This window comes from Dactylosporangium thailandense (assembly GCF_059739745.1).
The window spans coordinates 2,549,438-2,573,578 of sequence record NZ_AP029195.1 but is presented as its reverse complement, the minus strand read 5'-3'; the positions used below and the strand labels follow the sequence as shown (position 1 = coordinate 2,573,578).

Genomic DNA, 24,141 nt, shown 5'->3' with positions numbered 1-24,141 from the left:
CGGGCCGAGGAAAGCGCGGGAGCTGATTGCGCCAGAGCTCCGCTCGCGCGGAGTTCCCGAATCGAACGGAAAAGAAGGAAGCTCCCGCATGGCCTCGGCCGCCGCCAGTCTACTCGGGGATCAGCTCGGCGAGCCGATCCAGGGTGAACACCTGCGACCCCTCCGGGAGGTCGTCGGGCGCGTGGATGCCGATGTACGTCACCGGCTCGTCCGGCACCGCACCGTCCCACATCGTCACGGCGGTCCGCGTGGCGTAGAGGTCGACGAGGTACGACACGGTCAGGTACTGCCGCTCCACGAGTGCCCGCACCCGGTCGGCGACGGTGAGCGTGTTGTCCTCCACCCGGTTGAACGCCGGCATGCCGGGCAGGTACAGGTGCAGCCACACGGCCTCCCAGCCCCGCTTGCCCTGGGCGAAGACCATCGGCAGCGCGACCCGGCCCGGGCCGCGCAGGTCCGAGCGGGCGCGCACGGTGCGGGCGTCGAACGGGGCGCCGTGCTGGTCCTTCGCGCGGGTCTGGTAGCCGAACATCGACTCGGCGACGTCGTCGAACGACTCCCCCGCGTAGATGTACACCTGCGGCGCGACGTACCGCACCGTGGTCTTCGACAACGGCATGTCGATGAACTCGGTCGCGCCGTCGGTCGCGTCGGTGATGTCGCCGGAGTGCACGAGACCGCCGTCGCGGTAGTTCGTCCACGACACCTGGCCCGCCGGGTGGAACTCGGCGTCGAGCATCTGGACCGACAGGTCGTAGTCGGTGCGGCGCGCGGTCTGCCGCCAGTACATGAAGAACCGCAGCAACTCGCCCGAGACCACCGATCGCGAACCCCGCGGCAGCACGGCGAAGCCGCCCTCGGCCGCCCGGCCGGACAACGGCAGCGCGACGTCGAGGACCTCCGGGTCGACCAGCAGCGGGTGCGGCAGCTCCGGCAGCCGGGCGAGGATCTCGGTGTCGAGCCGCGACGACAGCTCGGCCACGAGCCCGGCCGGCAGCGTCGGGCGGGTGTCGCGGGCCACCCAGGCGCCCCGCGAGCGGTTCGCGAACATCCGGGCCGACACCGGCGTCAGCCGGTTGCCGACGTGCTCCCGCAGCGAGCACAGCACGCGGCCCGACGCCGAGCCGAGCGCGGCCGAGACCGCCTCGACCACGGCCGAGCGCTGCGCCGCCGGGGCGATCCGCAGCAGCCGGTCCGCGGAGCGCAGCAGCAGGCCCGGCGCGGCCGAGAGCACCGACGCCGCCGGGGCCACGGCACCGGCCCGGATCGCCGCCTCCGCGCGACCCGCGATGCCGGGCACCTTCCGCTCGCCGCGGGCGACCGTGAACACCGACTGGGCGTGCGGCCACTGGCCGTACTCGTGCGGATGCAGCCGCTCGCCGAGCCGCTTCCACGGCTCCGAGAACCGCGCGACGTCGCCGAGCTTGGCCGGGTTCGCGCCGACGACCTCGTCCAGCGCCGCCAGCAGGACCCGCCGCTCCCGGCGCGGGAACGCCCGGAACCTGGTGGCCGTCCCCAGCGAGGCGTCCCCGCCGGAGACGTGGCAGGCCAGCCGCAGCACGTCGGTGGTCGTGTCGACGGCGACGAGCGGCCGGCCGAGCACGAGGCGGACCCCGTTGAGCACGGCCCGGTTCTCCCGCATCGGGATCGCGTCCGGCTGCTCGCCGTCCACGCAGGCCACCGCGAGCTCGCCGAGGATCGCGAGGTCGGCCTCGCCGAGCGGCACGGTGCTGCCGGCCAGGGCCAGGTAGAGCCGCGCCGCCTCCACCTCGGCCGTGTCGCCGAGGTGGAGCACGGTGAGCCGGTCGCCGGCCGCCGCGACGAACTCGTCGTGCGCGGCCAGGAGATCGGCGTACGTGTGCTGGTAGGTGCCGTAGCCGGGCAGCTCGAGCAGGTTCAGCCGGCCGTCGGCGAGCGCCGTCCCGCCGCCCGCGAGTACCGCCGCCGCCAGCCGCTCCATCCAGAAGTCCACGGTGTCCGGCACGCCGTCGGGGAAGGTGAGGAAGTACGCGTTGTGCCGCACGTGGTCGCCGACGAGCTCGCGGACCGCGGACACGGCCGCGGCGGCAAGGTCCATCGCCGGGCCGTGCGCGAGGCCGCCGACGTGCTCCAGCAGCGCCCGCGACGCCGAGAACCCGGCATCGAGCAGCGCCGCGTCGAGCTGCCGCGCCACGGCCGCGCCGTCGCCGGCCGCGCCGGTGCTCGCGGGCACCCGCAGCGTCTTGCTGACAATCAGCTTCTCGAGCACGCGCTCCTCCGTCCCGCGGTCGCCCGGACCTCCTGACTACGTGGGTCGCCGGGGACTCGAACCCCGAACCCTTCGGTCCAACAAGGAGAAGGAAGCACCTCCATGGCCGCGAGGGGCGGTGGGCGGACGTGCTGACCAGCCGAATGCTCTACCAATTGAGCTAGCGACCCAACGGCGACGATCGTCGCACGGGCCGGCGCAACCGAGCCAACGAGTTTCGGGTCCGCCTGACGGATCCTGAAGCCACACGCCCGCCGCGGTCACAGATCGGTCAACGGCGCGCCCGATAGCGCAGGTGAAGGACCCGGTTGCCCTGCATCACCACGTCGGGGTCCTCCAGCAGGTGCTGCGCGTCGACCGACCCGAAGTAGCGCTTGCCGGACCCGAACACGACGGGCACGACGTCCATGCGCACCTCGTCGACCAGGCCCGCGGCAAGCACCTGGCCACCGACGTCGCCGGCGGCGACCTCGACCGTGCGGTCACCCGCGAGCTCCTGCGCCTTGGCCACGGCTGCCTCGACGCCGTCGACGAAGTGGAACGGCGCCTCGGGGTCCCAGCCCTCGGGCTCCGGCCGGTGCGTCACGACGACCACGTGGTCGATCCCGCTCGGAGGCTTCCCGTCCCAGCCGTCCGTCATGTCGAAGACGTGGCGGCCGCAGATTGTCACCCCGATCTGGTCCCAGTACGGCCGGGTGTAGTCGTAGGACGTCTGCGACACCTTCACCGCGCCGCTCTCGTCCAACGGGACGTCACCGCTGGACAACCAGTCGAACAGCGGTCCGGGCTGGTCATGCTCGTCCGCGATGAACCCGTCCACCGACACCGAGCCGTACATGACCACCTTGCCCACGTGCCTCTCCTCTGCCTTGGCGTGCCCCCAAACTAGCGTGTCGTGAGCCGTCGCTCTTGTAAGAAATCAATCGGCCGGCAGCGGCCAGCCCTCCATCACGTGGCCGGGATGTTCGCGCAGGAACCGCCGCCGGACCTCGACGTACCGGGTCGGCGTGAGCCCGGTGAACGCCCGGAACTCGTGGCCGAAGTGGGCCTGGTCGAAGTAGCCCGCGCCACCGGCGAGCTCGCCCCAGTCGATCGGTCCGGCGGGGTCGATCGCGAACACGGTGGCGGCGAAGCGGTAGGTGCGGGCCAGCCGCTTCGGCGTGACGCCGATGAGCTCCTTGAACCGCTGTGTCAGGTGCGTGCTGCTGACACCGGCTGCCACGCTCAGGTCGCCGATCGCCACCGCCCCGCTGGTCGCCGCGATGACGCTGCTCGCATGGCGGACCAGCCCCAGGCCCGCGGACTCGCGCAGCCGGCGCATCAGCTCCTCCTCGAGCAGCGTCAGCATCGCGTGCGGGCCGTCCGCCGTGGCCAGCCGGTCTCGCAGCTCAGCGGTGGCGGGCCGGCCCCAAGCCTGCTCCAGCGTCACCGGCCGGTCGCACAGCTCGGCCGCGGGCATCGGCAGGAACGGCGCCAGCCCCCACGGCTTGATGTGCACGCCGACGGACCGGGTCGGGACCGGGTAGCCGAATTCCAATGCGCGGGTGGGCGTGGTGACCACGCAGCCGTCGGCGTAGTCGGCCGTCTCGATGTCGGTGCCGGCGCGGATGCGCAACGGCGCCCCGAGGTTGACGATGAGCAACGCCGCCGGCATCGGCGGCAGCATCAGCCGGGCGTACGGCGGCGCACCCTCCAGGTAGTACAGGTCGTCGATCAGCGCGTCCAGCGGCGGTCGCGGCACTCTGGACACGTACTCCACGTGCACAACAATACCGCCGCCGTTGCATGCACGAGCCTCCTTGACTCAGGCGGTCGAGGAGCTCAGGGACCGGGACCCGCTCGCCAGAATGGTGGCGATCAGGGCCTTCACCGCCGGCCGCTGCTCGGCCCGCGGGTTGGCCAGCAGCACGAGGTCGATGGTGCCGAGCTCCGGGAGGCGGTGCGCCGGGCCGAGCACGGTGAGCTGGGGCGGGACCAGGCTCGCGGCCAAGCAGGACACGCCGATGCCGGCCGCCACGCCGGCGATGAGTCCGTTGACGCCGCGGCAGACGCACGCGCTGCGGTACGGCATCTGCGCCCGATGCAACGCCTTGCGCATCTCGTCGCGCGACACGCTCGGCGCGGCGTACACCACCAGCGGGATCGGCCGCGTCAGGTCGAGCCTCGTGGCGGGCGTGCCGACCCAGACGAGCCGGTCGCGCTTCACGAGCTGACCGCGCCCGTCGCCCGGCGGCCGCTTGCCGACGAGCACGTCAAGCTTGTCACTCTCCATCCACTCGTGCAGCACCCGGCTCTGCTCGACGGTCAGGTAGAAGTCGACCATCGGGTTGTCGCGCCGGAACTCCCACAGGATCTGCGGCAGCCGGGTCAGGGCGAGGTCGTCGGACATCCCGATGCGCAGGCGGCCGCGGGGGCGGGAGCCGGTGAAGTACGCGGCCGCCTGCTCGTGCGCGGCGAGGATGGTGCGCGCGAAGCCGATCATCGCCTCGCCGTCGGCGGTGAGTGCCACGGTGTGCGTGGTGCGGTGCACGAGGGTGCGGCCGACCTGCTCCTCCAGGCGGCGGATGTGCTGGCTGACCGTCGGCTGGCGGATCCGCAGCCGATCCGCGGCCTGGGTGAAGCTGCCGGTCTGCTCGACCGCGAGGAGCGTGGCGAGCAACTGCGGGTCATACAGGGCGGCCATAGCGAATGACTATAACTGTGAGTCAGGTTATCGGGGTTCCCTATGTTGGTGACCTCGGGAAGGGTTGAGGTCGTGACCACGGCCTCCGCCGTTTTGAGCCCGACCCCGTTCACCGCTCTACGATTCCGCGGCTACCGCATCTATCTCACCGGACAGACCCTCGCCAACACCGGCGCCTGGATGGGCAGCATCGCGCTGGACTGGCTGGCGCTGCGACTCACGGACAGCCCCGCCGCCGTCGGCGTCACGATGGCCCTGCAGTTCCTGCCAATCCTCTTCTTGGGGGTGCACGGCGGCCTGCTCGCCGACCGGTACCCGAAGCGCCGCACGCTGCTCATCACCCAGTCGGTCAACGCCGTCCTCACCGCCACGCTGGCCGCGCTCACCATCGCCGGTGCCGTACGCATCGGGCACGTGTTCGCGTTTGCCCTGCTCACCGGGCTCGTCTACGCGGTCGACGCGCCGACCCGGCAGGTGTTCGCGAACGAGGCGGTGCCGCCCAGCCACCTACGCGGGGCGGTCGCCCTCAACGCGTCGGTGTTCCAGGCCACCCGGCTCGTCGGGCCGGCGGTCGCGAGCGTGCTCATCGGCACGGCCGGCATCGGCTGGGCGTTCGCGGGCAACGCGCTGTGCTACATCGGGCCGACGATCGCCCTGCTGCGATTACGCCCAGCCGACCTGACGCCCGCGCCACCGGCCGGGCGCGAGCCACGCGCGTTCCGCACCGCGGCACACTACGTGCGCGAGCGGCCGCGGGTGCTGTGGACCATCGTCCTGGTCGGCGTCGTCGGCACCTTCGGCCTGAACTTCCCGATCGTGCTCACCGCGATCGCGACCGAGTCGTTCGGGGGCGCCGCCGGCCTCTACGGGCTGTTCAACATCGTCCTGGCCGTCGGGTCCGCGCTGGGTGCGCTCGTCGCCGGTTCCACCGTCTCCACCGGCCTGCGGCGCATCCTGCTGTACGGCGGGCTCTTCGGCGCCGTCCAGCTGCTCGCCGCGGCCGCGCCGAACCTGCCGGTGTTCCTGCCGCTGCTGGCCGCGCTCGGATTCGTGAACCTCGCGTTCCAGGCGCTGGCGAACGCCTCCGTCCAGCTCTGGGTCGACCCGGCGATGCGCGGCCGCGTGATGGGGCTCTACATGCTGGTGTTCACCGGCGGTACGCCGTTCGGCGCGCCCGTCATCGGGGCGCTCACCAACGCCTTCGGGGCCCGCGCCGGGATGGCCGTCTGCGGGCTCGTCCCGGCCGCCGCGGTGGTGGCGATCGTGCTCATCAACCGCAACGGCGTCAGTCCGGCGGGCGAATCAGCTGCGCGTTGACCACCACCGCGGGGTCCACGCCGAGGTTCGCCTGGGGCTGCGTGTCCTCCTGGTGCCGCCGGGCCAGGATCGCGGCCCCGGGCCCGTCGCCCTGCTCGATGGCCCGGATCAGTTCGGCGTGGCTCTCGATGCTGCGCCGGGTGGCCTCGGTCCCCGGCAGCTCGCCCTCGCGGACCGTGCGGGCGGCCCACTCCTCCTCGTGCGCGTACCACAACCCCTCGAGCATCCCCACGAGCAGCTCGAAGGTCTGGTTCCCGCAGTTGCGCACCAGCGCCTCGTGGAACTCCTTCATGCAGGCCACGAACTTGGCGAAGTCGCCGAGCGAGGCCTCGGTGCGCTGGTGGATCTCGCGCAGGGCCGGCACCACGGTCTCCATGCGGTCCGGGCGGGTCGCGCACATCTCCGCGCACATCGGGTCGAGGCGCCGCACGGCCAGGCCCAGGTCGTGCACGCTGACGCTGCGGCCCTGCAGCACGAGCCCGAAGACGTAGCCGGCCCGCTCCAGCTGCGGCGGATGCACCTCGGCGCCGCCCCGGTTGCCGCGGCGGATGGTGATGAGCCCCTCGGTCTCCAGCGTGCGCATGGCCTCGCGGACCGACGGCATGCTGACGCGGTACTCCTCGAACAGCTCGTCCTGCTTCAGCAGCCCGTTGTCCGTGGTCAGCTCCCCGCGCAGGATCCGGTCGCGCAGCTCGTCGGCGAGCCGCTCCCCGACCCGGCGGCGCAGCTGCAGCGGGCCCTTCGCGCCACGGTCCGGGGCCGGGTCCCCCACCATCTCCGCCTCACTCATGCTCGCACCTCGACGTCGGCCAACACGGCCCGGAAGCCGGCCACATTGGCGAGCTTGATGGTCTCATACCCGCGTACGGCGTCCGGGGCCCGCGCCACCGTGAGGCAGCGGTCCCGGTCGGCGTCGCGGAGCGCGGCCAGCATCGCATCCGTGTACTCGCCGGGCAGCGCTTGCTCGACCCGGCGCACCTCGGCCCGGCCGAACGGGTCGAACGCCGTGCCGCGCACCGATCGCATCGACCGCAGCACCCCGAACACGGGCCGGATCCACCGGCCGAGCGCGAGCTTGTGACGCAGACCGAGCGCCCGCAGAAACGGCGGATGGATGTGGTACCGCACCCCGGCGCCGTAATCGGCCTTCAGGTGCAGCCGCGCCACCTCGTACTCGTCCTTGTACGCCAGCAGTTTGAACAGGTACCGGGCGAACTCCTCGGACACCCCGTCCGTCCCGAACCGGCCGGCCTCGGCCGCCGCGACCTCCCGCACGGCGTCGACGTACCGCGCGGCGAGCCCGGCGTGCTGGTAGTCGACGAGCTCGGCCGCGCGCGGTTCGGCGATCGCCCGCACGGCCGCCGGCAGCCCGGCCGCGTCGAGCAGCCGAGCGGCGGCCGCCCGGGCCGGCGCCGACGGATCGAGCCCGGCCGCGACCGCGGGAGCCTCGACCGCGGTGGGCGAGACCACGTGGCGGCGCCCGGCCCGGAAGGCGGCGATGTTGTCCTCGACCGCGACGCCGTTGAGCCGCAGCGCCTCCTCGATCGAGGCGGCCGACAGCGGCAGCGCCCCTTCCTGGTACGCCACCCCGAGCAGCAGGATGTTGGCGGTGGTCTCGTCGCCGAGCAGGGTCCGGCTGAGCCCGGCGGCGTCGACCGCGGTGGTGCGCCCGGCCGCGGCCCGGATGCGCTCCAGCAGCTCCCCGGCCGGCGGGAGGGCCTTCGCCGGGTTCGTCACCACCGCCGAGGTGGGCGTGAGCGAGGAGGCGACGACGGCGACGGTCCGCTGCGGATCGGTGCGCGCGAGGTGCTGGGGCGCGGCCCCGCTGAGCGCGTCGAACACCAGGTAGAGGTCGGCCTGGCCGTCGGAGACCGCGGCGGTGCGGGCGTCGACCGGGGCCGCGCCGAGCTGCAGGTGGGACACGACGGCGCCGGCCTTCTGGCTCATCCCGGTCTGGTCGAGCCCGGCCGTGTGCAGGCCGTCGAGCAGCGCCGCGGTGGCGAGGACCTGGTTGACGGTGACGACACCGGTGCCGCCGATGCCGACCAGGTAGATCCCGTAGGTCCGGGCGCCGATCGACGCCTTGCCCGCCGGCTCGGCCAGGGGCTCGTCCGGGGCCGCGCGCCGGGGCCGAGGAGGGCGCCTGGTCGCGGGCGCGGCCGAGCGGACGGTGACGAAGGACGGGCAGTCGCCGTCGAGGCAGCTGAAGTCCGAGTTGCACGACGTCTGATGGATTCGGGTCTTGCGGCCGAGCTCGGTGTCGACCGGCTGGACGGAGAGGCAGTTGCTCTTGACGCCGCAGTCGCCGCAGCCCTCGCAGACCCGCTCGTCGATGATGACGCGGCGCTCGGGGCGGGGCAGCCGGCCGGAGCGGCGCATCCGCCGGGCCTCGGCCGCGCACACCTGGTCGTAGACGAGCACGGTGACGCCGTCGACCGCGGCGAGCTGCTCCTGCGCGGCCATCAGCTCGTCGCGGGGCCGCACGACGGTGCCCGGGGCCAGATCGCGCACGCCGCGGTAGCGGGAGGGGTCGTCGGCGACCACGACGATCCGCTTGACGCCCTCGGCCGCCAGCTCGCGGGTGAGCGCGGGGACCGGCATCCCGCCCGCGATCGGCTGGCCGCCGGTCATCGCGACGTAGCCGTTGAACAGGATCTTGAAGGTGATGTTCACCCCGGCCGCGACGCAGGCGCGCACCGCGAGCAGGCCCGAGTGCGAGAACGTCCCGTCGCCGAGGTTCTGGAAGACGTGCCCCGTGCTCGCGAAGGGGGAAATGCCGATCCAGGGCACGCCCTCCGAGCCCATCGGCACCACGGGCAGCTTCTCGTTCGAGGCGAGCCGCGGGTCGAAGTAGAACATGCCGTGGCAGCCGACGCCGCCGCCGATGACGGCCCCGGCGGGCAGGACGGTGGAGCGGTTGTGGGGGCAGCCGCTGCAGTACGCCGAGGTGCGGGTCAGCAGCGGCAGGGCGATCGGCCCCCGCGACGGCGCCGCGGCCCGGACCGGCTCGGGCAGGCCGAGCTCGCGGCGCAGGATCGGCTTGAGCCGGTCGACGCCGAGCTCGCCGTGGGCCGGCACGAGCAGCCGGCCGGCGCGGTCGCGCTTGCCCACCACGACCGGGCGGTGCGGGGTCGGATACAGCGCGCCGCGGATCGCCGACTCGATGAAGTCGCGCTTCTCCTCCACGACCACGATGTGCTCGAGGCCGTCGGCGAAGCGCTCCACGACGGCCGGGTCGAGCGGGTAGATCATGCCGAGCTTCAGCAGGCGGATGCCCCGCTCGCGCAGGCCGGCGTCGTCCAGGCCGGCGTCGGTGAGCACCTGCCGGACGTCGTAGTACGTCTTGCCGGCGGCGACGATCCCGATCCGGGCGCTGCCGGCCGTGGCCCCCTCGATGCGGTTGAGGCCGTTGGCGGCGGCGAAGGCGACGGCCGCGAGGTGGCGGCGCTCGAGCAGGTCCCGCTCCCGGTCGACGAGGATCGTGGGGACCATGTCGAGCCGCTGCCGGTGCTCCCACGGCTCGCCGTCGATCTCCAGCGCCGGGCGCAGCAGGGACAGCCGGTCGGGGGCCAGGTTCACCGACCCGACCGAGTCGGCCACGTTGGTCACCACCTTCAGCCCGACCCAGCAGCCGGAGTACCGCGACAGCTCGAGCCCGATCACGCCGAAGTCGAGCAACTCCTGGGTGGAGCCGGGCACCAGCACCGGCATGAGCGCGTCGTAGAAGGCGGTCTCGCTCTGGTTCGGCAGCGACGAGGACTTGGCCGCCGGGTCGTCGCCGGCGACCGCGATCACGCCGCCGAGCGGGTGCACGCCGAACTGGTTGGCGTGCTTGAACGCGTCGCCGCAGCGGTCGACGCCCGGGGATTTGCCGTACCAGAGCCCGAAGACGCCCTGCAGCCCGTCCCGGAACCCGCCCGGCGCGGGCTGCTGGGTGCCGAACACGACGGCGGCCGCGAGTTCCTCGTTCACGCCGGGCACGTGCCGGATGCCCTCGGCTGCGAGGGTCTCGGCCGCCCGGTGCAGGGTGAGGTCCAGGCCGCCCAGCGGCGAGCCCGGGTAGCCGGAGGCGAGGCCCCCGGTGCGCAGCCCGGCCGCCCGGTCCATCCGGTGGCGGTCCAGCAGGATGCGCGTGATCGCCTGGGTGCCGGTGAGGACGACGGTGCCGTCGTCGGCGTCGTAGCGGTCCGCCAGCCGGTAGCCGGCGCGCCGGCCGGGCGGCGTCGCTGTGCCGGCCGCTTCGGGCTCGACCATGTCGGGCTCAACCACTTCGGTCATGGATGTCTCGGGCCCTTCGTTGCGGGGGATGGTCGACGTCGCGTCACGCGGGCTCGGCGGGTGCGCGGGGCACCCGGGCCGCGGCGGACGGGTCGCGCGGGTCCTTGTAGAGCAGGATGGTGCAGGCGCCGCCGTCGAGGCCGGACGGGCACCGGTTGACCGGCCAGGGCGCGCCGAGCCGCTCCCGGGCCATCTCCACGTGCCAGATCGGCACGTGGGTGCGGTAGATGGTGGTCGGCCGCCCGCCCCAGGCGACCCGGTGCTCGTCGCCGACGACGGCGAGGCCGAGCCCGGCCCCGAACCGGCCGTCGAGGACCTGCCGGGCACACGTGCCGCACGGGTCCTGCACGATGGTGAACTTCTCGTCGTCCTCGGTGACGTCGAGGTCGGTGAAGTGGCCCTGCAGCAGGCGGACCAGGTTCACCAGGCGCTCGCCCGGGGGCCGGTCGATGTCCGCCATGAGGCCGCGCAGGGCGTCCTCGCCCCGGCGCCGGTGGAACGCCTCGAGCTCGTCGGGGCCCCACTCGGCGTACACCTGGGAGAGCAGGGCGGACAGCCAGTCCCGCAGCACGTCGATGACCGAGCGCCACTCGGCCTCCCGGCGGTCGAAGACGGCCAGCGCCCCGTCGGCGTCGCCCCGGGCCGCGGCCGCGGCGACCTCGTCGGCCATCGGGGCCGGCAGGTCGTCCCGCACCGGCTCGACGCCGGGGTAGGCGGCGAAGAAGGTCAAGGTCCGACCGGTCAGAAGTCGCAGGCCCGCGCGGCCGTGGCGCTCGGCGGCGGTGCCGAGGATCGTCGTGACCCAGTCGAGGTAGCGCTCGCGCTGGCCACGGTGCTCCCGCTCGAGCCACGTCAGCTCGTCGCGCAGGCCGGACACGTCCGGCGCGGCGAGCAGGCGCCGCAGACGGGCCCGCGGCGACCGGGACAGCTCCCGCAGCGCCGCATCCGTGAACACCCGCACCTCGACCACCTCCCTTGACGCTAAGGGTATAACCTTATAACCTTCGCGCTGTGATGCACAACACACCCCAGGCGAATGGCGACGCGGAGCACTCGACGCTCCGGGTCCACGTCGACGGCGGGGTCGCGTGGGTCGAGCTGCACCGCCCCGAGGTGCTGAACGCCTTCAACGACACGATGCTGCGGGAGCTCGCCGGCCTCTGGACGCGGCTGCGGATCGACGACGAGGTCCGGGCCGTCGTCGTCACGGGCGCCGGCGACCGGGCCTTCTGCACCGGGTACGACCGCGCCGGCCTGGACTCCTCCGACGGCCTCGACTCCTCCGACGGCCGGGTTCCCGACGGCGACCCCGACGATGAGGCCGCCCTGCTCACGGCGAGCAGCCCGTTCCTGCGCGCCGACGTCGGCGACTTCCTCGGGCCCAAGTCGTGCGGCCTGTGGAAGCCGGTCGTCGCCGCGGTCAACGGCATCGCCTGCGGCGGCGCCTTCTACCTGCTCGGCGAGGCCGACATCATCATCGCCGCCGACACCGCCACGTTCTTCGACCCGCACACCACCTTCGGCATGCCGGCCGTGTTCGAGCCGCTGCACCTGCTGCGCCGGATGCCGCTGGGCGAGGTGCTGCGGCTGGCCCTGCTCGGGTCGGCGGAGCGGATGTCCGCCCGGCGGGCGCTCGAGGTCGGCCTGGTCTCCGAGGTCGTGCCCGGCGATCGGCTGCGGGACGCCGCCGCGGCGGTCGCCGGGACCATCGCCGCGCTGCCGCCTCTCGCGGTGCAGGCGACCCTGCGCTCCATCTGGATCGGCTCGGAGATGGCCCCCGGCCAGGCCCTCGGCGTCGCGCACGCGCTGGTCGCCGCCGGCACCGACCCGGCCGCCCTCGCCGCCGGCCAGCAGACCTTCCGCTCCGGCGACCGGCCCCGGTGGCGGCTGCGATGATGGACTTCTCCCTCTCCACGGACCAGCTCGACCTGCGCTCGGGCCTCACCGCGCTGCTCGCCGGCCACTCCACCCCGCAGCGGGTCCGGGCCGCCGAGCCGCTCGGCTTCGACCCGGCGCTGTGGGCCGTGCTCGGCGAATTCGGCTTCCCCCACCTGGCGAGCGCCCGCGAGGCGACCCCGGCCGGGCTGGCCGACCTCGCCGTCGCCGCCCGGGCCGCCGGGGCCGCGCTCGCCTCCGCCCCGCTGGTGGAGACCCTGGTCGCGACCCGGCTGCTCGACCGCCTCGGCCGCGCCGACCTCACCGGCCTGGTCACGTTCGCGCCCCGCCCGGCCGCGGCCGGCGTCGCCCGGACGGCCCCCTGGGCCGCGGTCGCCGACCGGGTGCTCGCCTGGCACGACGGGCGGCTGGTGGCCTCGGCGCCCGGCGCCGGCGTCGACGCCCCGAAGCAGACCCTGGCCGGGCTGGCCCTCGGCCACGTCGACCTCACCGGCGCGACGGTGCTCGCGTCCGGGGCGGACGCGACCGAGGCGTTCGCGGACGCCCTCGCCGACTGGCGGGTGCTCACCGCCGCCACCCTCGCCGGCATCGGGGCCGCGGGGCTGCGCCTCGGCGTCGACTACGCCAAGACCCGCCACCAGTTCGGCCGCCCGATCGGCTCGTTCCAGGCCCTCGCCCACCAGCTCGCCGACGCGGCGGCCCTCGTGGACGGGGCCGAGCTGCTGGTGCTGGAGGCGGCGTGGGCGGGCGACACCGGCAGCGGGCGCCGCCGCGGGCTGGCCGCGATGGCGGCCGCGTTCGCCGGGCGGGCCGCGCGCCGGGCCACCGACCGGAGCCTGCACGCGCACGGCGGCTACGGGTACACGATGGAGTACGACATCCAGCTGTACTTCCGCCGCGCCAAGGCCCTCGACCTCCTCGGCGGCGGCGAGCGCGCGGCCGTCGACGCCGTCGTGGACCTCGCCTTGCACGACATCGACGACGCCGACGAGGGGCGGGGCTGATGGACTTCGAGCTTTCCCCGGCGCAGCAGCGGTTCCGGGCCGAGGTGCGCGCGTTCCTGGCCGCGCTGCCGGAGTCGACGTCGGCCGCCGTGCACGACTCCGGCACCCTGCACAGCTGGGACGTGCACCGCGCGATGACCGAGCGCGGCTGGCTCGCCGCGGCCTGGCCGGTCGAGCAGGGCGGGCAGGGCCGGGACCCCTTCGAGATGGCGACGCTGAACGAGGAGTTCGCCCGGGCCGGCATCCCGATCGAGGGCTGGCTCATCTCCGAGCTGGTCGCCAAGACCCTGCAGATCGTCGGCACCGAGCAGCAGAAGCGCGAGGTCATCCCGGCCATCCTGAGCGGCGCGGCCCTCATGAGCCTCGGCTACTCGGAGCCGGACTCGGGCTCCGACGTCGCCGCCGCCCGCACCCGCGCGACCCGCGACGGCGACGGCTGGGTCATCGACGGCCAGAAGATGTTCACCACCATGGCGCACGAGGCGAGCCACGTGTTCCTGCTCGCCCGGACCAACCCGGACGTGCCCAAGCACCGCGGCCTGACCATGTTCCTGGTGCCGCTGGACGCCGACGGCGTCGAGATCCGGCCGGTGCCGACCCTCGGCGGCGAGCGCACCAACGCCACCTTCTACGAGCGGGTCCGCGTCCCCGACAGCGCCCGCGTCGGCGAGGTCGACGGCGGGTGGGACGTCATGATGGTGGCCCTCGCGTTCGAGCGGCAGCCGGCCGCCGCCGGGCACCTGCTGCACCTGGTCGAGCGGGCCGTCGCCTGGGCCCGCACGCCCGGCGCGGACGGGCACCCGCCCATCGAGCGGCCCGAGGTCCGCGCCGCGCTGGCCCGGGCCTGCACCGACCTCGAGGTGAGCCGGCTCATGGGCTACCGGATGACCTGGCTCACCGCCCGCGACGTCCTGCCGCACACCGAGGGCTCGCTGGCCAAGCTGTTCAGCTCGGAGGCGCTCATGCGGGCCGCGGCGTCCTTCGAGGACGTGCTCGGCGCGGACGGGCTGCTCGCCGGGCACGGCAGCGGGGCACCGGCCGACGGCTGGATCGAGCACGAGTTCCGGCACTCGGTCGTGACCACGATCTACGCCGGCACCAGCGAGATCCAGCGCGGCATCATCGCCGAACGCCACCTCGGCCTCCCCCGGAGCCGGGCATGAGCGCCGAGGACGAGGTGACCCGCACCGTCGAGGACGGCGTGGCCCGGATCGTCTTCAACCGGCCGGAGAAGCGCAACGCGCTCGGGCCGCCGCAGCGGGAACGGGTCATCGCGTTCCTGGCCGAGGCGGGCGCGGCCGTGGAGGTGCGGGCGATCGTGCTCGCGGCCGTCGGCCGGGCCTTCTGCGCGGGCGGCGACCTCAGCGGAACCGGCGCCGCGAAGGCCAAGGTCGTCGGCGGCACCGGGCCCGGCGTGCGCAGCGCCCAGGCGCTCATCGCCGCCGTGCTCGACTGCCCCAAGCCGGTCGTCGCCGCCGTCAACGGTGTCGCCGCGGGCATGGGCGCCCAGCTCGCCCTCGCCGCCGACTTCGTGGTGGCCTCGAGCCGGGCCCGGTTCGCCGAGCTGTTCATCACCCGCGGGATCGTGCCCGACGCCGGGGCCGCGTACCTGCTCCCCCGCATCCTCGGGCTGCACACGGCGAAGCGGCTGCTGCTGCTCGGCGGCGACCTGTCCGTTGCGGACGCCGAGCGGCTCGGGATCGTGCACCAAGTGGCCGAGCCCGACGAGCTCGACGCGGCCGCCGATGCCCTCGCGGCCCGGCTCGCCGCCGGGCCGACCGTCGCCATCGGCCTGGCGAAACGCCTGCTGAACCAGTCGCTGGACTCGGACCGGGTCGCGGCGTTCGACCGGGAGGAGATGGCCGTGGCCATGAACGTGTGGACCGAGGACAGCGCCGAGGGGCTGCGCAGCTTCGCCGAGAAGCGCGACCCCGTCTTCCGGGGGTGGTGAGCGATGCCCAGACCGACCGACATCGGCGTCGTCGACCTGATGATGGGGATCCCCAAGGGGCCCGGCGACGACAGCTGGCGCCGCTTCCTCGGCAGCCAGCTGCGCGACACCGAGAGCCGGGAGACCTACCGGTTCCCCGCCGAGTACATGTACAAGAGCCTGCCCGGCGAGCGGTTCAGCTCCGACGGGGCCAAGGCCGTGCTGCTGGAGATGGACCGCTGGGGCGTCGAGCGCGGCATGATCACCGTGAGCTTCGACGACGAGCTGTCGGTCGCGGCCCTGCGCGAGCACCCCGGCCGGTTCCTCGGCGCGTTCCCGGTCGACCCCAACGCCGGGATGGAGGGCGTGCGCGCGCTGCGGCGGGCGGTCGAGGAGCTGGGGGTAGTGGCCGCCAGCGCGATGCCCAGCGGCTGCAACCCGCCGGTGCCGATCAACGACAAGCGCTTCTACCCGCTCTACGCCGCCTGTATCGACCTGAACATCCCGATCTTCGTCTGCGCCGGCGTGCCCGGGCCCCGGGTGCCGTTCGGCGCCCAGGACGTCGCCCTCATCGACGAGGTCTGCTGGTTCTTCCCGGAGCTGCGCTTCGTCACCCGCCACGGCTGCGAGCCGTGGGTCGACCTGGCCGTCAAGCTGCTGCTGAAGTGGCCGAACCTGTACTACTCCACCAGCGCGTTCGCCCCCCGCTACTACCCGAAGGCGATCCTCGACTTCGCCAACACCCGCGGCGCGGACAAGGTGCTCTACGCCGGCTACTTCCCGATGGGCCTGTCACTGGAGCGCATCTTCACCGAGCTCGACGACCTGCCGCTGCACGAGCACGTGTGGGAGAAGTTCCTGCGCACGAACGCCCTGCGGGTCCTCGGGCTCGCCGCGGACGGGGCCTGACGTGGGCCGCCGGGCGATCGTCGCCGGCACGGGCTTCGGCCTGCGCGTGCACGTGCCGGCCCTGCGCGCGGCCGGGTTCGAGGTGGCCGCGCTCGTCGGCTCCGACGCCGAGCGGACGGCCCGCCGCGCCGCGCGGATCGGGGTCGCGGCCGGCTTCGACTCGCTCGCGGCGGCGCTGGAGGCCACCGCCGCCGACGTCGTCACCATCGCCACCCCGCCCGACACCCACGCCGAGCTGGCCGCGCTGGCGATCGCCGCCGGCCGGCACGTGATCTGCGAGAAGCCGCTGGCGCTCACCGCCGGGCAGGCCGAGGCGGTGACGGCGGCGGCCGCGGCGGCCGGGCTGGTGGCGCTGGTCGGCACCGAGTTCCGCTGGGACCCGGCGGTCGAGGCGGTCCGGGACGTGATCGCCACGGGCCTCGTCGGCCGCCCGCACACGGCCACGATCATCCGCTCCTACCCGATCCTCGCCGCCGCGGACGCGAGCGCCCCGGGCTGGTGGTTCGATCCGGCGCGCGGCGGCGGCTGGCTGCGCGCGAACGGCACCCACCTCATCGACCAGCTCCAGCTCTGGCTCGGCCCGATCGCCGAGGTGTCGGCGACGCTCGGCCAGGCGGTGCCCCGGCCGGCCGGCGGCGCCGACGACGGCTACGGCGTGCTGCTGCGCACCGAGTCCGGCGCGACCGGGGTGCTCCAGGAGTGCGCGGCGGCCTGGGGCGAGCCGGTCGAGGTGACCCGGGTCGCCGGCACCGAGGGCACCGTGTCCATCGTGGACGGTCACGCGTACCTTGCCACCGCGGACGGGACCCGCCGGCTCACCCCGCAGGCGCCCCCGCCGCCGCCCACGGACGCGGCCGACCCGCGGCCGTGGACCGGGCTGGAGATCGCCGCCTACACCGGTCTCGCGCGCTGGCTGTACCACCGTCTCGACCACCCCGGCGAGCCGCCGGCGCCGGACTTCCCCCGCCCCGCGACCTTCGCCGACGGCCTGTCCGTCCTGCGCGTCGTCGAGGCGATCCAGGCCGCCGCCGAAGCGGGCCGTGCCGTGGCCGTGGGGGTGGCGGCATGAGCCGCCGACTCGATCCCGGCCTGGTCCGGCCGACCGGCACCGCCGTGCTGACGATGGAGCTGCAGCGCGGCATCGTCGGCCCCGAGAGCCTGGTGCCGGACCTCGGCGACCAGCTGCGGGCCGCGGGTGGCGTCGACGCCGTGCGCCGCCTGCTGGCCGGGGCGCGCGCGGCCGGGGTCCCGGTCGTGCACGCCACCGTGGCCCACCGGCCCGGCGGGCGCCCGGCGGGCGCCAACGCCCCGATCCTGCGGCGCGCCGAGGCGGCGCCCGGCGACAACCTGCGCGTCGGCTCGGTCTCCGCGCGGGTGCTGGCGGAGCTGGGGCCGGAGCCCGGCGACATGACGGTCGAGCGGCACCACGGCGTGACTCCGTTCACCGGCACCGAGCTCGACGCCACCCTGCGCGGACTCGGGGTGCGCACCCTCGTGCTGGTCGGGGTGTCGCTGAACATGGGCATCCCGGGCGCCTCGGTGGAGGCGATCGGGCTGGGGTACAACGTCGTCGTCCCCACCGACGCGGTGGCCGGCTCCCCGCCCGAGTACGCCGCGGACGTCCTGCGGTACACCCTGCGTCACCTGGCCTGGCTGTCCACTGTGGACGAGGTGGTGGCCGCGTGGACCTGAACGGACGCAAGGCCGTCATCGCCGGCGTGGGCCCGGGACTGGGCCGCGAGCTCGCGCTGACCTTCGCCGCGGCCGGGGCCGACCTGGCCCTGCTGGCCCGCCGCGCCGCCGTCCTGGACGAGGTGGCCGCGACCGATCCGGGCGCGCTGTGCCTGCCCACCGACCTCACCGACCGGGCCCGGTGCGCCGAGGCGGCGCGGCGCATCGGCGAGCGCCTCGGCGCCGTCGACGTCCTGGTGCACAACGCGTTCGCCCGCCCGCCGCTCGGATCGCTGGGCGAGCGCACGGCCGCGGAGTGGCACGCCGCGGTCGACGGCAACCTCCTGTCGGCCACCAACCTGCTGTACGAACTCCTGCCGTTGATGCGCGGCCGATCGGCATCGGTGGTGCTGATCAGCTCGATCTCCGCCCGGATGCCCCACCCGGGCTCGGGCATCTACGCGGCGATGAAGTCCGCCATGCTCACGCTGGTGCAGGTCCTGGCCCGCGAGCTCGGCCCGGACGGCATCCGGGTCAACGCCGTCGTGCCCGGCTACATCGAGTCCGACAACCTCGAGGCGTTCTTCGGCGGCCCCCAGCCCCGGCGCGACGCCGAGGCCGGGACCTGCCTGGGCCGGTTCGTGACGGCCCGCGAGGTGGCCTCGGTGGCCGCCTTCTTCGGCTCCCCGGCCTCGGCCGGCGTGACCGGCCAGACGCTCGACGTGAACGCCGGTCAGTGGTTCGGCTGACCCACACCCCTGAAGGAGCACCGTGGACACACAGACACGGCCGGCGGCCCCGCCATCGCCGCCCGACACCCCGTCCGGCGCCAAGCTGCGCGCGTCGGGCGTGGAGCGGCAGTTCATCTCCGGCAAGCAGAAGGTGCACGCCCTCGGCCCGCTCGACCTGACGGTCGCGGACGGCGAGTTCGTCTGCCTCGTCGGCCCGTCCGGCTGCGGCAAGTCGACGTTCCTGCGCGTCGTCAACGGGCTGCTGCCGCCGACCGCGGGCACCCTCGACCTCTGGCTCGACGAGGGCCGGGCGGCGACGTCGATGGTCTTCCAGGACTACGGCGTGCTGCCCTGGAAGACGGTGCTGGCGAACGTGCGGTTCGGGCTGGACATGGCGAAGGTGCCGCGCAAGGAGGCCAACGCGCGGGCGATGGACTGGATTCGCCGGCTCGGGCTCGCGGGCTTCGAGAAGGCGTATCCGGCGACGCTCTCCGGCGGCATGCGCCAACGCGTGTCGATCGCGCGGGCACTGGCCGTACAACCGCAGATCCTGCTCATGGACGAGCCGTTCGCGGCCGTGGACGCCCAGATGCGGGTCGTGCTGCAGGAGGTGCTGCTCAAGGTCTGGGAGGAGGACCGGCGCACCGTCATCTTCGTGACCCACAGCCTCGAGGAGGCCCTCGTGCTCGGCGACCGCGTGGTGGTCGTGTCGGCGCGGCCCGGCCGGGTCGTCAGCGACATCAGGGTTCCCTTCGAGCGGCCCCGCCCGAGCGACCTGCGCGGCACGCCGGAGTTCGCGGCCCTGCACCAGAACGTCTGGGACGTGCTGCGCGACGAGGTCCAGGCCTCGCTCGCGGCCGGGAAGGAGCAGTCGTGACCCAGGTGACCGAGCTTGCCCCACCGGACGCGCGCCTGGTTCGCCGCGAGGCCTCGGCGTCGCCGGAGCGGGCCGCGGGCCGGCGGCGCAACCGCCGCATCGCCGAGATCGTGCTCGGCTTCGGCGCGCCGATCGTGCTGTTCGTGGTGTGGCAGATCGCCGCGACGAGCGGCGCGATCAACCCGCTGTTCTTCCCCGCCCCGACGAAGGTCTGGGACGCGGCGCTGGAGCTCATCAAGAGCGGCGAGCTGTTCCAGCACCTGTGGGTCAGCCTGACGCGGGTGCTCATCGGCTGCGGCATGGGCGTGGTGACGGGCGTGGCCGCCGGGGTCGCGCTCGGTGCCTCCCGCTGGGTCCGGGCCACGCTCGAACCGCTGCTCTCGGCCCTCTACACGGTGCCGAAGCTGGCCGTCTTCCCGCTGTTGCTGCTCATCTTCGGGCTCACCGACACCGCCCTGAACGTGGCGATCGGCATGACGGTGTTCTTCTTCATGTGGGTCAGTACGATGACCGCGTTCCTGGCCGTGAGCCCCGGGCACCGCGAGGTGGCGCAGAGCTTCGACGCCGGGCCGTGGCAGACCTTCCGGCACGTGATGTTCCCGGCCGCGCTGCCGCAGATGTTCATCGGCCTGCGGATGTCGGTCAGCGTCGCCGTGCTCATGATGGTCGGCGTCGAGTTCACCCAGGCGAACAAGGGCATCGGCTATCTCATCTGGTACTCCTGGACGCTCTTCCAGGCGCCGCGGATGTACGTCGGGATCGTCGCCGTCGCGCTCATGGGCCTGCTGCTGAGCAACATCGTCAAGTGGGTGTCGCTCCTGGTGCTGCCCTGGGCCCGCGTCGAGATCGAGGGCGGCGACCGCAACCTCCTGTGACGTTCCACCACACCCCCGGCACCACCCCAGCACCACGAAAGGAATCCGCCGTGCACCGATTAGCCGCCCGTTCCTTCGTCGCCGTCGCCGCGCTCACCGCCACGCTGCTGTCCGCGTGTGGCGACGGCGGCACGACCCCCGCCGCCGACCCGGCCGCGAACCAGCCCACGACCGCGCTCAGCGCCGGCCCCACCGGGCCGAACACCCCCGCGCCGAAGCCGCTGCCGACCGAGGTCACGGTCAACGCCTCGGTCCCCTTCCGCAACATCGAGGCGTACGCACCACTGCTGCTCGCCGAGTACTTCGGCGAGTTCAAGAAGGAAAACATCAAGATCAATATCCAGCTCGTCCAGACGAACAACCTCGTCGTGCTCATGCAGAAGGGCGACATCGACTTCGCCCCGGCCGCACCATCGGCGGGCCTGTTCAACGCCATCGCGGGCGGCGCCGACATCAAGGGCATCGGCGGCGGCGTCGGCTGGAGCCCGGCCAACCACCAGGGCTACTACGTGCGCAAGACCCTGCTCAAGTCCGACGGCACGTTCAGCGCCTGCGACCTGAAGGGCAAGAAGGTGTCGACCGGCTCCGCCACCGGGCTGGGCTCGCCGGCCGTGGTCGAGCTGGCCGCGTACCTCAAGACCTGCAACCTCACCGTGAAGGACGTGCAGATCGTCCCGCTCGGCGGCGCCGACCTGCTGGCCGGGCTCGAGTCCGGCTCCGTCGACGCCGGCAACCTCAGCGACCCGGTCTGGACCACCGCCGAGAAGAACGGGCACAAGCTCATCATCCCGTTCACCGCCTCGATCACGAGCTACTGGATGGGCAAGATCCGCACCGAGAAGCCCGACGTCGCCGCGGCCGTCCTGCGCGCGCTGGTCCGCACCAGCCGCACGTACCTGCAGGGCGACTACCGCAGCAACCCGGAGGTGAAGGCGGGCCTCGTCAAGGCGATGGAGGCGAAGGAGGAGTCGCTGTCGGGGCCCTCCAGCCTGATCTTCGACCCGGACTTCAAGTTCCCGGTCGGCAACATCGCGCCGATCGAGACCGCCTGGGCCGGGATCGGCGGCATCGTCAACTTCGACAAGCCGCTCTCGGACGCGCAGATCTTCGACGACAGGCCGCGGCAGACCGCGGTGTCGGCGTAGCGATGGGCAAGTACCTGGCGATCGGGCACCACGGGCCGGTCGATCCGGAGCTGGGCCTGCGCATCGCCGACGCGGCCGTCGACTGGATCTCGGCGCGGCTGGCCGACGGGACGTTCGACTGCCTGTACTCGATGGCCGGCGGCGGCCGGATGATCGTCGCGAACGCGGCCAGCGAGGAGGCACTGCGGGCGATGCTGCGGGCGGCCCCGGACGCGCCCCGCGAGTGGACGTTCACCGAGCTGTTCGACGGCATCGAGGTCATCCGGCGGTACGTCGAATCGATGCGCACCTAAGGAGTGCAGTCATGCGCGAGATGTGGGCGGCCCGGCTCGTGGCTCCCTCGACATTCGCCCACGTGACCGTGCCGGCGCCGCTCGCGGCGGCCCTCGTCCCCGGCGAGGTGCTGCTGCGGGTGCGCGCCGGCGCGATCTGCGGCAGCGACATGCCGCTGTTCAAGGGCGCCATCCAGCGCCAGGGCGGCCTGGGCAACCATCCGGACGGCGCGCCGCCGGGCCCGGGCTGCCCGATGCACGAGGTCGTCGGCGAGGTGATCGCGTCCCGCCACCCCGGCTTCGCCACGGGCGACACCGCCGTCGGCTGGGCCCTGGGCCAGGACGCGATCGCCGAGCTGGTCGTCACCGAGGGCGACTCGCTCGTCCCCGGCGACGGCCGGCTGCCCCCGGCCGAGGCGATCGTCGCCCAGCCGCTCGCCTGCGTCATCTACGCGGTCGAGCGGATGGGCGACGTGTCCGGGCAGCGGGTCGCCGTGCTCGGTCAGGGCCCGATCGGCATGCTGTTCAGCCACGTGCTCACGTCGCGCGGCGCCTTCGTCACCGGGGTCGACCGCGTGGACCGCTCGGCCGAGGCCCCGGCGTTCGGCGTCGGCGAGTTCGTGCACGCGTCCTGCGACCGGTGGGCGGAGTCGCTCGGCCCGGGCGACCGGCCGCAGGTCGTGGTCGAGTCCATCGGGCACCAGGTCGGCACCCTTACGTGCGCGATCGACGCGGTGGCGGGCGGCGGGCTCGTCTACTACTTCGGGGTGCCCGACGACCTGGTGTACCCGGTGCCGATGCACACGTTCTTCCGCAAGGATCTGACGTTGCGGGCCGGGACGACCAAGGACCGGCCGCGGGTGCTGCGGCTGGCGCAGCAGTACCTCCGCGACCACCCGGCGCTCCTGGACGCCTACGTCACCGACCGCCTGCCGATGACCCGCGTCCAGGAGGCCTACGACCGCGCGGCGGCCCCGCGCCCGGGGCAGCTCAAGGTGGTCGTCGAAGCGTGAGCGGTCCGGAGCGAAGCGGAGGGGCCGCTCACCATCAACACAGGTCCCTCGCGCCGGCACCGGAGCCTGCGGAGGTGACGGCGTGAGCGGTCCGGAGCGAAGCGGAGGGGCCGCTCACCATCAACACAGGTCCCTCGCGCCGGCACCGGAGCCTGCGGAGGTGACGGCGTGAGCGGTCCGAAGCGAAGCGGAGGGGCCGCTCACCATCAACACAGGTCCCTCGCGCCGGCACCGGAGCCTGCGGAGGTGACGGCGTGAGCGGTCCGGAGCGAAGCGGAGGGGCCGCTCACCATCAACACAGGTCCCTCGCGCCGGCACCGGAGCCTGCGGAGGTGACGGCGTGAGCGTCGCGCGCGTCGAGGAGGGGCTGCAGGAAGGCCGGCAGCTCCTCCGGGCCCTTGACGAAGGCGATCGGGTGCACGATCACGCAGTCGGCGCCCGCGTCCCAGAGCTGCTCGGCCTCCTCGAGCACCGGCGCCACGCCGGCCTCCTCGGCCGTCATCTCGTGCGCCACGAGGGTCGTGGCCGCGGTGACGGTGACCGAGCCCGGGTCCCGGCCGGCCCGCTCGCACGCCGTACGAATCCCGGCGACCGCGGCCCGGAAGTCCTCGATCGGCATCGGCGCCGCCCACCAGCCGAGCCCGTGGCGCACGATGCGCTCGATCGCCCGCGGGGTGGGGTTGAAGCCGAACGACAGCCGCAGATCGGCGCCCTGCACCGGGACCGGCATGCTGTGCAGGTCCGTGAACGCCAGGTGCCGGCCGGCGTGCGCCGCGGGCCCGCCGCCCCAGAGCGCCCGGCACACGGCGACCTGCTCCTCGAGATAGCCGAAGCGGCCCTCGAACGCGCGCTCGGTCGTGCGGTACTCCTCCTCCTGCCACCCCACCCCGAGCCCGACGTCGAGCCGCCCGCCGCAGATGACGTCGAGGGTGGCGAGCTGCTTGGCCAGCAGGACGGCGGGCCGGATCGGCGCGACGAGCACGTTGGTGCCGAGCCGGGCCCGCCCGGTGACACCGGCGACGGCCGCGAGCGCGGTCAGCGGCTCGTACCAGTTGGTCGCGATCGGGTACGGGAAGCCGAGCGCGACCCGCTCCCGGTGCGCCCGCTCGCTCATCGTCACGTGGTCGGGCAGCACGAGCAGGTCGACGCCCATCCCGTCGGCCAGCGCGGCCGCCTCGAGCAGCCCGGCGAACCGCCCGCCGTAGAGCTCGTCGATGCCCATGAGATTGAAGCCCAACCGCGCCATCGCGACCCCGCTTCCGTTGCCAGCCAACAGATTCCCTAACCAAGCA

At 73.8% G+C, this 24,141-nt stretch carries 22 protein-coding genes and 1 tRNA gene; 14 read left to right on the top strand and 9 right to left on the bottom strand.

Going from position 1 to position 24,141, the window contains the following annotated elements:
• Window positions 1–109 precede the first annotated feature (109 nt).
• The 5 genes from AC6JBM_RS11410 to AC6JBM_RS11390 all read right to left on the bottom strand — a co-directional run bounded on the left by AC6JBM_RS11410 (window position 110) and on the right by AC6JBM_RS11390 (window position 4,931).
• Complete coding sequence (locus AC6JBM_RS11410; protein ID WP_497983564.1) at window positions 110–2,248, bottom strand: TerD family protein; 2,139 nt, start codon at window positions 2,246–2,248, stop codon at window positions 110–112.
• A gap of 41 nt (window positions 2,249–2,289) precedes the next feature.
• A tRNA-OTHER gene (locus AC6JBM_RS11405) sits at window positions 2,290–2,418 on the bottom strand.
• 101 nt (window positions 2,419–2,519) lie between these two features.
• Window positions 2,520–3,101 (bottom strand): dihydrofolate reductase family protein, encoded by a 582-nt coding sequence (locus AC6JBM_RS11400; protein WP_350617014.1) that lies wholly within the window; start codon window positions 3,099–3,101, stop codon window positions 2,520–2,522.
• A 66-nt stretch (window positions 3,102–3,167) separates the two neighbouring features.
• Window positions 3,168–4,007, bottom strand: coding sequence for a helix-turn-helix domain-containing protein (locus AC6JBM_RS11395; protein ID WP_350617016.1), 840 nt, complete (start codon window positions 4,005–4,007; stop codon window positions 3,168–3,170).
• Between the two features lie 45 nt (window positions 4,008–4,052).
• The gene (locus AC6JBM_RS11390; RefSeq protein WP_350617017.1) at window positions 4,053–4,931 is read right to left on the bottom strand and encodes a LysR family transcriptional regulator; all 879 of its coding nucleotides are present in this window, start codon (window positions 4,929–4,931) and stop codon (window positions 4,053–4,055) included.
• Window positions 4,932–5,003: 72 nt separating this feature from the next.
• Between AC6JBM_RS11390 and AC6JBM_RS11385 the strand changes: the two genes are divergently transcribed.
• Complete coding sequence (locus AC6JBM_RS11385; RefSeq protein ID WP_497983563.1) at window positions 5,004–6,248, top strand: MFS transporter; 1,245 nt, start codon at window positions 5,004–5,006, stop codon at window positions 6,246–6,248.
• Here AC6JBM_RS11385 and AC6JBM_RS11380 read toward each other — a convergent pair.
• Genes AC6JBM_RS11380 through AC6JBM_RS11370 form a run of 3 tightly spaced genes read right to left on the bottom strand, consistent with a single transcriptional unit; the run spans window position 6,217 to window position 11,496 of the window.
• On the bottom strand, window positions 6,217–7,038 hold the full coding sequence (locus tag AC6JBM_RS11380; RefSeq protein ID WP_350617020.1) for a FadR/GntR family transcriptional regulator: 822 nt from the start codon (window positions 7,036–7,038) through the stop codon (window positions 6,217–6,219). The genes AC6JBM_RS11385 and AC6JBM_RS11380 overlap by 32 nt on opposite strands.
• Window positions 7,035–10,526, bottom strand: coding sequence for an indolepyruvate ferredoxin oxidoreductase family protein (locus tag AC6JBM_RS11375; RefSeq protein WP_497983562.1), 3,492 nt, complete (start codon window positions 10,524–10,526; stop codon window positions 7,035–7,037). Before AC6JBM_RS11375 ends, AC6JBM_RS11380 begins: the two co-directional genes overlap by 4 nt.
• A gap of 43 nt (window positions 10,527–10,569) precedes the next feature.
• Window positions 10,570–11,496, bottom strand: a complete 927-nt coding sequence (locus AC6JBM_RS11370; protein WP_497983561.1) for a hypothetical protein — start codon at window positions 11,494–11,496, stop codon at window positions 10,570–10,572.
• A 44-nt stretch (window positions 11,497–11,540) separates the two neighbouring features.
• On the opposite strand from AC6JBM_RS11370, the gene AC6JBM_RS11365 reads away from it, so the two are divergent.
• From AC6JBM_RS11365 to AC6JBM_RS11305, 13 genes are read left to right on the top strand one after another with little or no spacing between them, the layout of a single operon-like run.
• Window positions 11,541–12,422 carry an enoyl-CoA hydratase/isomerase family protein gene (locus AC6JBM_RS11365; RefSeq protein ID WP_497986443.1) on the top strand — a complete coding sequence of 294 codons (882 nt, stop codon included), beginning with the start codon at window positions 11,541–11,543 and terminating at the stop codon, window positions 12,420–12,422.
• A complete protein-coding gene (locus tag AC6JBM_RS11360; protein WP_497983560.1) occupies window positions 12,419–13,426 on the top strand; it encodes an acyl-CoA dehydrogenase family protein in 1,008 nt (335 codons plus the stop codon). The genes AC6JBM_RS11365 and AC6JBM_RS11360 overlap by 4 nt, the downstream gene beginning before the upstream one ends.
• Complete coding sequence (locus AC6JBM_RS11355; RefSeq protein WP_350617027.1) at window positions 13,426–14,589, top strand: acyl-CoA dehydrogenase family protein; 1,164 nt, start codon at window positions 13,426–13,428, stop codon at window positions 14,587–14,589. The genes AC6JBM_RS11360 and AC6JBM_RS11355 overlap by 1 nt, the downstream gene beginning before the upstream one ends.
• Window positions 14,586–15,377, top strand: coding sequence for an enoyl-CoA hydratase/isomerase family protein (locus AC6JBM_RS11350; protein WP_497983559.1), 792 nt, complete (start codon window positions 14,586–14,588; stop codon window positions 15,375–15,377). The genes AC6JBM_RS11355 and AC6JBM_RS11350 overlap by 4 nt, the downstream gene beginning before the upstream one ends.
• Before the next feature lie 3 nt (window positions 15,378–15,380).
• Window positions 15,381–16,265, top strand: coding sequence for an amidohydrolase family protein (locus AC6JBM_RS11345; protein WP_350617030.1), 885 nt, complete (start codon window positions 15,381–15,383; stop codon window positions 16,263–16,265).
• Window position 16,266: 1 nt separating this feature from the next.
• Complete coding sequence (locus AC6JBM_RS11340; RefSeq protein WP_497983558.1) at window positions 16,267–17,334, top strand: Gfo/Idh/MocA family protein; 1,068 nt, start codon at window positions 16,267–16,269, stop codon at window positions 17,332–17,334.
• On the top strand, window positions 17,331–17,957 hold the full coding sequence (locus AC6JBM_RS11335) for a cysteine hydrolase family protein (RefSeq protein ID WP_497983557.1): 627 nt from the start codon (window positions 17,331–17,333) through the stop codon (window positions 17,955–17,957). Before AC6JBM_RS11340 ends, AC6JBM_RS11335 begins: the two co-directional genes overlap by 4 nt.
• Complete coding sequence (locus AC6JBM_RS11330; protein ID WP_497983556.1) at window positions 17,948–18,685, top strand: SDR family oxidoreductase; 738 nt, start codon at window positions 17,948–17,950, stop codon at window positions 18,683–18,685. The genes AC6JBM_RS11335 and AC6JBM_RS11330 overlap by 10 nt, the downstream gene beginning before the upstream one ends.
• 22 nt (window positions 18,686–18,707) lie before the next feature.
• Complete coding sequence (locus AC6JBM_RS11325; RefSeq protein WP_350617036.1) at window positions 18,708–19,544, top strand: ABC transporter ATP-binding protein; 837 nt, start codon at window positions 18,708–18,710, stop codon at window positions 19,542–19,544.
• Window positions 19,541–20,419 carry an ABC transporter permease gene (locus tag AC6JBM_RS11320; protein WP_350617038.1) on the top strand — a complete coding sequence of 293 codons (879 nt, stop codon included), beginning with the start codon at window positions 19,541–19,543 and terminating at the stop codon, window positions 20,417–20,419. Before AC6JBM_RS11325 ends, AC6JBM_RS11320 begins: the two co-directional genes overlap by 4 nt.
• Window positions 20,420–20,469: 50 nt before the next feature.
• Window positions 20,470–21,564 (top strand): ABC transporter substrate-binding protein, encoded by a 1,095-nt coding sequence (locus AC6JBM_RS11315; RefSeq protein WP_350617039.1) that lies wholly within the window; start codon window positions 20,470–20,472, stop codon window positions 21,562–21,564.
• A 2-nt stretch (window positions 21,565–21,566) separates the two neighbouring features.
• Window positions 21,567–21,857, top strand: coding sequence for a hypothetical protein (locus AC6JBM_RS11310; protein WP_497983555.1), 291 nt, complete (start codon window positions 21,567–21,569; stop codon window positions 21,855–21,857).
• An 11-nt stretch (window positions 21,858–21,868) separates the two neighbouring features.
• Entirely contained in the window at window positions 21,869–22,849 is a 981-nt protein-coding gene (locus tag AC6JBM_RS11305) for an alcohol dehydrogenase catalytic domain-containing protein (protein WP_497983554.1), read from the top strand.
• Between the two features lie 292 nt (window positions 22,850–23,141).
• Here AC6JBM_RS11305 and AC6JBM_RS11300 read toward each other — a convergent pair whose 3' ends face one another.
• Window positions 23,142–24,095: a TIGR03619 family F420-dependent LLM class oxidoreductase gene (locus tag AC6JBM_RS11300; protein WP_497983553.1), complete on the bottom strand. Its 954-nt coding sequence runs from the start codon at window positions 24,093–24,095 to the stop codon at window positions 23,142–23,144.
• Window positions 24,096–24,141: the final 46 nt, after the last annotated feature.

Excerpts from the sequence above, each read along its gene's own strand:
- AC6JBM_RS11390 (WP_350617017.1), bottom strand. The coding sequence starts at position 4,931 with ATGGCCGCCCTGTATGACCCGCAGTTGCTCGCCACGCTCCTCGCGGTC.
- AC6JBM_RS11380 (WP_350617020.1), bottom strand. The coding sequence starts at position 7,038 with ATGAGTGAGGCGGAGATGGTGGGGGACCCGGCCCCGGACCGTGGCGCG.
- AC6JBM_RS11375 (WP_497983562.1), bottom strand. The coding sequence starts at position 10,526 with ATGACCGAAGTGGTTGAGCCCGACATGGTCGAGCCCGAAGCGGCCGGC.
- AC6JBM_RS11365 (WP_497986443.1), top strand. The coding sequence starts at position 11,541 with ATGCACAACACACCCCAGGCGAATGGCGACGCGGAGCACTCGACGCTC.
- AC6JBM_RS11360 (WP_497983560.1), top strand. The coding sequence starts at position 12,419 with ATGATGGACTTCTCCCTCTCCACGGACCAGCTCGACCTGCGCTCGGGC.
- AC6JBM_RS11355 (WP_350617027.1), top strand. The coding sequence starts at position 13,426 with ATGGACTTCGAGCTTTCCCCGGCGCAGCAGCGGTTCCGGGCCGAGGTG.
- AC6JBM_RS11350 (WP_497983559.1), top strand. The coding sequence starts at position 14,586 with ATGAGCGCCGAGGACGAGGTGACCCGCACCGTCGAGGACGGCGTGGCC.
- AC6JBM_RS11345 (WP_350617030.1), top strand. The coding sequence starts at position 15,381 with ATGCCCAGACCGACCGACATCGGCGTCGTCGACCTGATGATGGGGATC.
- AC6JBM_RS11335 (WP_497983557.1), top strand. The coding sequence starts at position 17,331 with ATGAGCCGCCGACTCGATCCCGGCCTGGTCCGGCCGACCGGCACCGCC.
- AC6JBM_RS11310 (WP_497983555.1), top strand. The coding sequence starts at position 21,567 with ATGGGCAAGTACCTGGCGATCGGGCACCACGGGCCGGTCGATCCGGAG.
- AC6JBM_RS11305 (WP_497983554.1), top strand. The coding sequence starts at position 21,869 with ATGCGCGAGATGTGGGCGGCCCGGCTCGTGGCTCCCTCGACATTCGCC.
- AC6JBM_RS11300 (WP_497983553.1), bottom strand. The coding sequence starts at position 24,095 with ATGGCGCGGTTGGGCTTCAATCTCATGGGCATCGACGAGCTCTACGGC.